This window comes from Lacticaseibacillus yichunensis, assembly GCF_003946405.1.
Lineage (GTDB): Bacteria > Bacillota > Bacilli > Lactobacillales > Lactobacillaceae > Lacticaseibacillus > Lacticaseibacillus yichunensis.
On the sequence record NZ_RHOG01000051.1, the window covers coordinates 1 to 8,055 of the forward strand.

Here is an 8,055-nt window from a genome sequence, read left to right on the forward strand (position 1 = left end):
AAGCGGGAAGGTCACCGAAATTCTAAGCCTACATGACCTAAGCTTACTGCACCAGCAATCGATATATGGCGGCGGCATGGATGCCAACCAAGTTTTCAAAGAGCAATGCAATCACACATCTTGCGACTGGCGAGGGCCTGCCGCTTGCAGCGTGTGTGGCCCCCAGTTCGGTCAAAGGCCCGACCGGATCGGGGGTACATAGATTTCCAGAGGGCCTGCAATCACTGAAAGGTGGGAATCAAAAGATCCCCCCGGAAATGGGAGGACCATGTTGTTGTTAGGTCATTATCGTTTTGCTTTACGATAGCCGGCTGCTTGGGCTGCGGCTTCAGTTTGGAAGTAGACTGCATTTTTTGAGCTCATGTGATACCCGGCTTGGCCAGGCACGTGATAGATCTTCGACCGTGAATTGCCGATGATCTTGCCTTGCCCAGTGATCACTTCGCCAGCGCCGGCAGTTGGCGTCTTCTTGGTGGTGGCGCTGGATGTCGACTTTTTCTGCGATGAAGCAGTGGCTGCGCCTGCAGTTTGGGCTGCGCTGACAGTGCTGGTGCCGTCTGCGTAATTTAAGGTGACGCCACTTTCAACGTTGAAGACAAAAACGTTGAAGGAGATACCGCTTGCGCCGACCGATTGGGCCATCATGTGAACCCCGCGGGCAAGCAGGTCATTGCCGCGATAAACCGGTTTGACGGAGTAGCGGACATACGCGCGTGTGTTTTGCTTGAGGAAATAGGCAATGTCCATTTCATAGCGCAGCATTTCCGGACTGTTCAAGGAGCGCGTGCCGGTGATCAAATTCTTCGGGTTATTGTTTTCCCCGGAAAGCTGATAACCGATCAAGTGGCTGCGGTTGTAGAGATAGCCACTCTTGAGCTTTTTGTTGTGCCAGCCGGTCGGGTTCCAGGTCAGGCCTTCGCGCTCGCCAGTTGGCATCAAGCTCTTGTTCAGCAGTGCCTCGGCGTCGGTGGCGCGGTTGAGTCGATCCAAGGCGCTGTAACTTTCCCAGGCGCCACGCGAGGTTGAGAGATCCGCGCTGGAAAAAGTCGGCTTGCCGCCATTGACGTTGATCGTTTGCGTCCCACTGTATGTAAGATTGGCGAGGCTGTTTGCGGTCTTCTTGGCCGCAGCCGCTTTCGCCGCTTTTGCCTTGGCAGCGGCTGCCTTTGCTGCCGCTGCTTTAGCCGCCGCGGCTTTTTTCGTTGCGGCCGCTTTGCTGGATGAGGCCGCTGCGATCGAAGAAGACTTGGCTTCGCTAGAGGCGGCCGCTTCACTTGAGGCAGCTGACTCACTTGACGCTTTTGCTTCGCTTTCTTCTTTTGCCTGCTTGGCTTTCGCTTTACTGCTGGCGATCTTTGAAGAGCGTGCCGAGTCCGCCTTGCTTGAGTCTTTTCCGGATGGCGAACCGCCGCACCCAACAAGTAGCAGTAGCACTGCGCCAACGGTCAGCAGGCGCCCAATTTTCGCCGAGCGGTTGCCCCGTGTTGTGGGGTGACTCAGGATTCCTGCAGTGGCACCGCCAATGATGGCAAGCATCACCCATAATCCAATCAATAATGTCATAATCGTTCCTCCAATGATGTTGATGGTGTTGACGCCGCACCGCTACGGACTTGCCAACACTTCCTATTATGAAGGGCCGCGCGTGGAAAATCACGGAATATTTATGTTTTATATAAAAATAGTCACCACTCTCCGGTTGCACTCGAAAAGCTTTTGACCGGTCTTGTTTGGTGTGCTAGCGTTAGGCTATCGAAACAAGAAGGAACGGTGAAGGGATGCTCAATATCGGTGTGATCGGCCTGGGCAATATCGCCCAAAAAGCTTATCTGCCTGTTTACGCGCAGATGCAGGATAAGGTCCAGTTTTATTTGATGACTCGCGATCTGGCTAAGCTGACGGCTTTAGCCAATCAGTATCACATGGTGGCGGCTGGCACCGAGGTCGCGGCGTTGGATGGCCTCAACCTTGATGCGGTGATGATTCATGCCGCGACACCGGCGCATTATGAACTCGCGGAACATTTCCTAAGCCGCGGGGTCAATGTGTTCATCGACAAACCGCTGGCCACCTCGATGGCGCAGGTGACGGCGCTTTATCTGTTGGCCGCGCAACACCAGAAACTGCTGACGGTCGGGTTCAACCGCCGTTTTGCCCCGCTGGACAAGCAGCTGATCGCGTTGCCAGATAAAAATATGATCTCGGTTGTGAAAAATCGCGTCAATGCGCCCCAGCCAGTGGCAGAAGCCATTTATGATCTGTTGATTCACCCGCTGGATACCGCACTGGCGCTGGCCAATTTTCCAGAAGAGCCAAACGCCCGCTTCAGCTTACATAAAAATAAAGACGGCTTGCTCGAGCAGGCCAGCATCACATTCACGGGCAATGGGGTCCATGGTGAAGCGGCCATCAACCTGGTTGCTGGTGCCAATCTTGAGGAAGCAACTGTCGCCACGCCAACTGGGGTCTATCGCGTTCAAAATCTAAGCCAGCTCCAGCACTTCGCTGGCAGCAACGTGACGACCGAGGTGGCGCCGGATTGGGAACCAACGCTTGAAACGCGCGGGTTTGCGCCGCTGATCCACGCCTTTGTTGAGGCGGTGGCCAACTCCACAGCCAACCCGATCGAACCACAAACGAGCCGGCTCACGCATTCACTGCTGGATGAGATGTTGCACCGCTTGGCTGATTGAAAAAACGGAAGTGGGACAAATGTCGTTCTTGGGTCCGACAGGTAAGTGTTCCAAGCGCCAGGTCCGAACTTTGGGCCAGGTGATTGGAGCCTTAGCTGTTCGGACCCGGACATTTGGCCCACGACACTGCAGTCACATTAGTGCACTATACAGGAACTGGGACAAAACAAAAGTTTTGTCCCAGTTCCGTTTCTTTAACGGTTGCCCTTAATGATCGCGATGATGCCGATCGCCAGGCTCGCGGCGCTGGTCGCAAGCAGGGATCCGCTCAACGCGGTGGTGATGATACCAAAGGTGCGCAACGAATGCTTTTTTGACATCTGAGAGCCCTCCATGGCTTTTCTTTTGATTATACAAGAAACGAGGCGCAGAAAATGGCTTATGACAAAGCTTTTATGAAACAGGCGGCAAAAGAATCCGAAAGCAATCTGATCAGCGGCGAAGGGGGGCCATTTGGCTGTGTGATCGTCAAGGAAGGGGCGATTTTGACTGCGGCGCATAATCAGGTACTGGCGCAACATGATCCGACTGCTCATGCCGAGATCATGGCGTTGCGCCAGGCCGGGGCGTTGCTGGGCAGCCATGATCTGAGCGGGTGTACGCTATACAGTTCTGCGATGCCGTGTCCGATGTGTCTGGCTGCAATCATCTGGGCGAATATTAAAACAGTGTATTACGGCAATGCGGCCGAGGACGCTGCTGCGATCGGGTTCCGCGATGCGGCGATCTATGATTTCATCGATGGCGGGCTCAATGATACCGCCGTGTTGGCCCTCACACAGTACGACCGCGCGCTCACGATACCAGCCTTTCACAGCTATCAAGCGCAGGCCAAACAGCTTTATTGATCAGGAAGGACCCCATCGCGCGTCGGTGGGGTTTTTATGTGTCGATTTTTTGCCAGATCCAAGGCCGATCCAAGCTACCCGCACGACCATCCCGCGCACCTCCGCACCCTAGTTGGGCTTCGCTGCACATGGTCGCGTCGTCTAACTGGGCTGTGCACTTGATGGCATGGTACGCCATCCAGCACCCAGCCCAAGCTACCCGCACGACCATCCCGCGCACCTCCGCACCGTAGTTGGGCTTCGCGGGGCAGGGCCGAGAAAGATAGTCGGCCCAGCCACTCGATGGCCAAGTGCGCCATCAAGCGTCTAGGCCGAACTATCTGCTCAGCCCTAAACGCCCCGCTCCGCACCCTTTTTTCTCTGCCCAAGTGTTCATATGAGCGCTCGGGCTAGTCAAGATGCTACGATTTAATCAAGGTGGTTAATCATTATCTTGATAAGGAGGAACTTTGCGATGGAAAAACCTGTCAGCGTTCCCAAGACCGGCGTCAAAGCGCGCTCGCGCACTGGCGCCACCATCGTGTTATCCGTCGGTATTTTGCTGGCGATCTTGTTTGCAGCATCCACTGCTTATTCTGGCATGAAGGCGGGGCTAACCGTCGCCGCTGGGATTCCCGGGGCGATCATCGGTTCGGCGGTCGTGCGGGCCTTTGCGAAGCGCCAAGGCTTTGCAGGCACCAATGAGATGCAGGGCATGGCCTCGGGCGGCGAAACAATCGCCAGTGGGATGATCTTCGTCCTGCCGGCGGTGCTGCTCATCGGCGCGTCGATCAACTTTTTTGAAGCGATTCTCGTCGGCACGCTGGGCGTTTTGTTCGGCATTGGCACGGCCTCGATCGTTGAAAATCATTTGTTGATCGACTCAAAGGACACCCTGATCTATCCGGAAGCGATGGCGATCAGCGAGACCATTCGCGCCTCGGCCACCGGTGGGGAAGGGTTGAAAATGATGGCCAGCGGCTTTGCCATTGGTGGCACGCTCACTATGTTGACGGGGTCGATGCTTGGCTGGATCAACAACCATTTCGTGCTTTACGGGGCAAAAGACTTTAAGTGGAAATTCGAATTAGAGGTCAACCCGCTTTTGGCCGGGATCGGCTTCATCGTCGGGCTGCAGGTCGCGGTCCAGATGTTTGCCGGGTCCGTACTCGCCAACTTCGCCGTTGTGCCACTGATCGGGTATTTTACCGACATGGCGCATGGTGGGGCAACGGTGTGGAATGCCAGCGACACCGCGGTCAATCAGCTCGCGTTTGATGGAATCTCCGGCGGCTACATTCGCTATCTTGGCGCCGGCATGATGCTGGCAGGCGGAATCATCGGTGCGCTGAAATTGGTGCCGGTGATCGGCCGCTCGCTCAAAAGTGCGCTCGGTGGCACCCAGCGCCGCTCTGCGTTTGGCATGATGCTGCTCGGCTTTGCCATTGTGGCGACGATCGGGCTGGCTTCGCTGTTTTCCGGCAGCCTGCTGATTGGGCTGCTCGGTGGGTCGCTGGCGATCTTGATGGCCTTTGTCTTCGTGGTGGTCGCCGCCAATCTCACCGGCACGCTTGGTACGTCCAATCTGCCCGTGTCCGGCATGACCATCGCCTCGCTTGTGTTGTTGACTGTGCTCTTCGTGGCGTTCGGCTGGACCGGCCAAAGCGAAACCCGGTCGCTGCTGCTTCTGGCGACCTTCGTGGTGACGGCCATTAGTATCGGCGGGGGCTATGCGCAAACGCAAAAGGCCACTGAGTTGATGAAGGCGGATCGCCCGAAAATGCAGCGCCGCTTCCTGCTTGCGGCGGTGCTCGGCACCATCACCGTGGTCGGCGTGATCGTATTGCTGGCGGGGCAACTCGCCGACACCAGCGACAATGCGGCGTTTGCTTTGCCACAGGCCAATTTGATTGCAACGTTGACCTCGGGGATTCTCACCGGTAAACTGCCATTCACGATCATTTTCATCGGGGTGGTGATGGGCGTGGTGCTGCATCTCTTAAAATTGCCAGTGATGACCGTCGCTATTGGGTTCTACCTGCCAATGGCCACCACCGCCATCATTTTGGTCGGCGCATTGATCCGCAAAGTCGTTGAAGGCCGCAAACCAGCGGAAAATGCGAAGCGCGTGCAAAATGGCGTCAGCTTGTCTTCTGGCTTGATCGCAGGCGGCTCCATTGTCGGCCTGACCGGCATTCTATTGTCGGTGTCCGGGCTGCTCGATCACGGCACGCCAGGCGGGATGCTGGCTGGCAACGCCGCCGCATTTGGCCTGCTCATTCTGTTAGCCGGCGCGATGCTGTGGGTGTTGCGCAAGCGCCCGCAACCTGAACAAACAAAATAAGGCTCATTGTTAGTCGTTCGAAGCGAAAAAGCCGCGGTTTGGTCGCCGCGGTTTTTGTATATGTCAAAACGAAAACGACACAAAAATTGTACACAACTTTTTCAAAAGTCGTCCGCGCATGCCATCATCTGATACATCCGCCTGCTATGCTTTTCGCGAAAGGTGGGGGATGACATGTTCCTTTTGGTGAGTGGTGGGCTCATTGCGGTGCATTTGATCGTCTTCTGGGCAATGAGCGATCGCGCTGAGAAAATTCTTGAGCGGCACGAGGGGGTCTCGCATTTGCGGCGATAAGCTGGCGTTTTCGCCTGTTGCGTGCGACACTGAATGTAAACGCAACAGGGAGAAAACGATGGCAGAGACAATTCAGGTGCGGCTGGCCAAGCAAAAAGATGCTGAGGCACTGGTGCCGTTGGTGCACGATTATTATGCGTTAAGTCCGGTGCCGCATGCGTTTGACGATGCGGAAATGGCGGCGCATCTGCGGCGGCTAGCGGGCCAGCCCGAGATTGGCCGCTTACTGGTCGCGACTCAGGGCGAAGTGCTCGTCGGATTTGCGATTCTGTATTTTGGGTATGACACACGGGCACTGGCCAAAACAATGACGCTCAATGATCTATTTGTTGTGGCTTCCTTGCGCGGCCAGGGAACAGGCCACACCCTGATCGCGGCGACGTTTGCGCTGGTGCGGCAATTCGGCTGCAGTCGTGTCGACTGGCAGACGCGCACGAGTAATACCGCCGCCCAGCGCCTGTACGACACCTTAGGCCAGCGGGTCGAGGGGTGGGTGTCTTATTCGCACGATCTGAGATGACACCAAGGGACAAAAACAGCGTCCGTGATTAATACGCGGGCGCTGTTTGCGTTATGGCTTGATATAGGCAAAGCCGGCATGCTGTTTTTTGACCAATTCGACCACGCCTGCGGGGACGACGAGGACGCCAGGCTTGAGTTCCCCGGACGTGATGGCGTGGCCGCGCATCGCATTGCTGCAGGCGGCCACGGTGACGCCGAGCTCCTGCAGGTCGGCAAACGCGACGGAACTGGCCTGCGTGACCCCGGTGATCGCCGATCCGTTCACGAGAAGCTCGATTTCACCGAGCACGCCTTCATCGGTGGCCGCGGTAATGTAGTTGTGAAGATTGCTGAGAACGACCGGCCATTTTGCCGGTTCGTCGATGTGGAAAATGACATCCATGGGCTCATCTCCTTTTCTCGATTATACCGCGGCCAGCCGCAAAATCGATAGTCGCCGGTCTTTTCGGGAATTTTTTGTTGACATGTGCGGAGAATCCGGTAAACTATTACTTGTGCTTATTTGAGGACATTGCCCGTTAGTCAAGGGGTTAAGACGCCTGGTTCTCAGCCAGGAAACACGGGTTCGAATCCCGTACGGGTGATACATGAATGGAAAAAAGCGCCAGAACCGCGTCTCGTCGCGGTTCTGGCGCTTTTTGTTTAGGCGAAATCTCATCTGAAGCCTATTTTTTCAGATTGCTATAGGTAATGATGAATGACCCCATCATCGATTGCACCTTCGTCACTTTCACGGTCACCTTGTCGCCCGCTTTAACTTTTGGGTTGGACGAGCTGACAAAGTTGAGATGCTTGCCAGTCTGGATGTTGTAGCCAAACATGCTATTCGGCGCGAGCTTGTCGACTGTCAACTGAACGGTTTTTCCTTCGAGGTCCTTGCCGGCGTTGAGCGCTGTCTCCGCGGTCTTTTCGGTATAGTCTGGCTTAACAGCTTGCGCGCCGCATGCTGTCAGGACGAATAGGACAGTAAGCACTGACAAAAATGCCAATAGATGTTTTTTCATAATTCCCCCAAATTCTGATCAGCTTTTTTCGTCGATCAGTCGTTGGACGTGAGGTGAGACCGGCGGCGAGAATTATTGCGATAGCGGTGCCGCCTTGCGATATTATTTTCGTATCTGTCTCGGCCAAATGTATTTTCCAGTATAACGGGCCATCATTAAGATTTAACGAGGAGTGAACTCATTTGTGACTGTTTGACGCGATGTCAGCCCACGCCGCCACCTACTTAGTGGCTGTTCAAAAACGTGTAGCATTTGATACTAGTGATTTTAGGTCATTACTGTCATATAATAAATGCATACGAAATTCCGGTTTTCAGACATTTCCCGTGCATTTACGAAATTCACTCGGAGGTTTTATCCATGGTTTATCG

The 8,055-nt window shown here is 55.1% G+C and carries 8 protein-coding genes, 1 tRNA gene and 1 pseudogene; 5 read left to right on the forward strand and 5 right to left on the reverse strand.

Annotation, left to right across the window (positions count from 1 at the left end):
* Positions 1–285: 285 nt before the first annotated feature.
* Positions 286–441 carry a sunset domain-containing protein gene (locus EKM95_RS12025; protein ID WP_449819102.1) on the reverse strand — a complete coding sequence of 52 codons (156 nt, stop codon included), beginning with the start codon at positions 439–441 and terminating at the stop codon, positions 286–288.
* A 102-nt stretch (positions 442–543) separates the two neighbouring features.
* Positions 544–1,461: pseudogene (locus EKM95_RS11895) on the reverse strand (DNA/RNA non-specific endonuclease); the annotation flags it as partial.
* Between the two features lie 317 nt (positions 1,462–1,778).
* On the opposite strand from EKM95_RS11895, the gene EKM95_RS11060 reads away from it, so the two are divergent.
* A complete protein-coding gene (locus EKM95_RS11060; protein ID WP_125698440.1) occupies positions 1,779–2,693 on the forward strand; it encodes a Gfo/Idh/MocA family protein in 915 nt (304 codons plus the stop codon).
* A gap of 194 nt (positions 2,694–2,887) precedes the next feature.
* On the opposite strand, the gene EKM95_RS11940 is transcribed toward EKM95_RS11060, so the two are convergent.
* The gene (locus EKM95_RS11940; RefSeq protein WP_263852822.1) at positions 2,888–3,013 is read right to left on the reverse strand and encodes a hypothetical protein; all 126 of its coding nucleotides are present in this window, start codon (positions 3,011–3,013) and stop codon (positions 2,888–2,890) included.
* Between the two features lie 54 nt (positions 3,014–3,067).
* Here EKM95_RS11940 and EKM95_RS11065 point away from each other — a divergent pair, with 54 nt between their 5' ends.
* The 3 genes from EKM95_RS11065 (at position 3,068) to EKM95_RS11075 (ending at position 6,678) form a co-directional block, all read left to right on the forward strand.
* Positions 3,068–3,541, forward strand: a complete 474-nt coding sequence (locus EKM95_RS11065; protein WP_125698442.1) for a nucleoside deaminase — start codon at positions 3,068–3,070, stop codon at positions 3,539–3,541.
* Positions 3,542–3,995: 454 nt separating this feature from the next.
* Positions 3,996–5,864, forward strand: coding sequence for an OPT/YSL family transporter (locus EKM95_RS11070; RefSeq protein WP_125698444.1), 1,869 nt, complete (start codon positions 3,996–3,998; stop codon positions 5,862–5,864).
* A 352-nt stretch (positions 5,865–6,216) separates the two neighbouring features.
* Positions 6,217–6,678, forward strand: a complete 462-nt coding sequence (locus EKM95_RS11075; RefSeq protein WP_125698446.1) for a GNAT family N-acetyltransferase — start codon at positions 6,217–6,219, stop codon at positions 6,676–6,678.
* 51 nt (positions 6,679–6,729) lie between these two features.
* On the opposite strand, the gene EKM95_RS11080 is transcribed toward EKM95_RS11075, so the two are convergent.
* Positions 6,730–7,062: a DsrE family protein gene (locus EKM95_RS11080; RefSeq protein WP_125698448.1), complete on the reverse strand. Its 333-nt coding sequence runs from the start codon at positions 7,060–7,062 to the stop codon at positions 6,730–6,732.
* Positions 7,063–7,192: 130 nt separating this feature from the next.
* Here EKM95_RS11080 and EKM95_RS11085 point away from each other — a divergent pair.
* Positions 7,193–7,264: transfer RNA gene (locus tag EKM95_RS11085), tRNA-Glu, on the forward strand.
* Positions 7,265–7,345: 81 nt separating this feature from the next.
* Here the strand turns inward: EKM95_RS11085 and EKM95_RS11090 are convergent.
* Entirely contained in the window at positions 7,346–7,684 is a 339-nt protein-coding gene (locus EKM95_RS11090) for a TRAM domain-containing protein (RefSeq protein WP_125698450.1), read from the reverse strand.
* Between the last annotated feature and the right edge of the window lie 371 nt (positions 7,685–8,055).

Excerpts from the sequence above, each read along its gene's own strand:
- EKM95_RS11060 (WP_125698440.1), top strand. The coding sequence starts at position 1,779 with ATGCTCAATATCGGTGTGATCGGCCTGGGCAATATCGCCCAAAAAGCT.
- EKM95_RS11940 (WP_263852822.1), bottom strand. The coding sequence starts at position 3,013 with ATGTCAAAAAAGCATTCGTTGCGCACCTTTGGTATCATCACCACCGCG.
- EKM95_RS11065 (WP_125698442.1), top strand. The coding sequence starts at position 3,068 with ATGGCTTATGACAAAGCTTTTATGAAACAGGCGGCAAAAGAATCCGAA.
- EKM95_RS11070 (WP_125698444.1), top strand. The coding sequence starts at position 3,996 with ATGGAAAAACCTGTCAGCGTTCCCAAGACCGGCGTCAAAGCGCGCTCG.
- EKM95_RS11075 (WP_125698446.1), top strand. The coding sequence starts at position 6,217 with ATGGCAGAGACAATTCAGGTGCGGCTGGCCAAGCAAAAAGATGCTGAG.
- EKM95_RS11080 (WP_125698448.1), bottom strand. The coding sequence starts at position 7,062 with ATGGATGTCATTTTCCACATCGACGAACCGGCAAAATGGCCGGTCGTT.
- EKM95_RS11090 (WP_125698450.1), bottom strand. The coding sequence starts at position 7,684 with ATGAAAAAACATCTATTGGCATTTTTGTCAGTGCTTACTGTCCTATTC.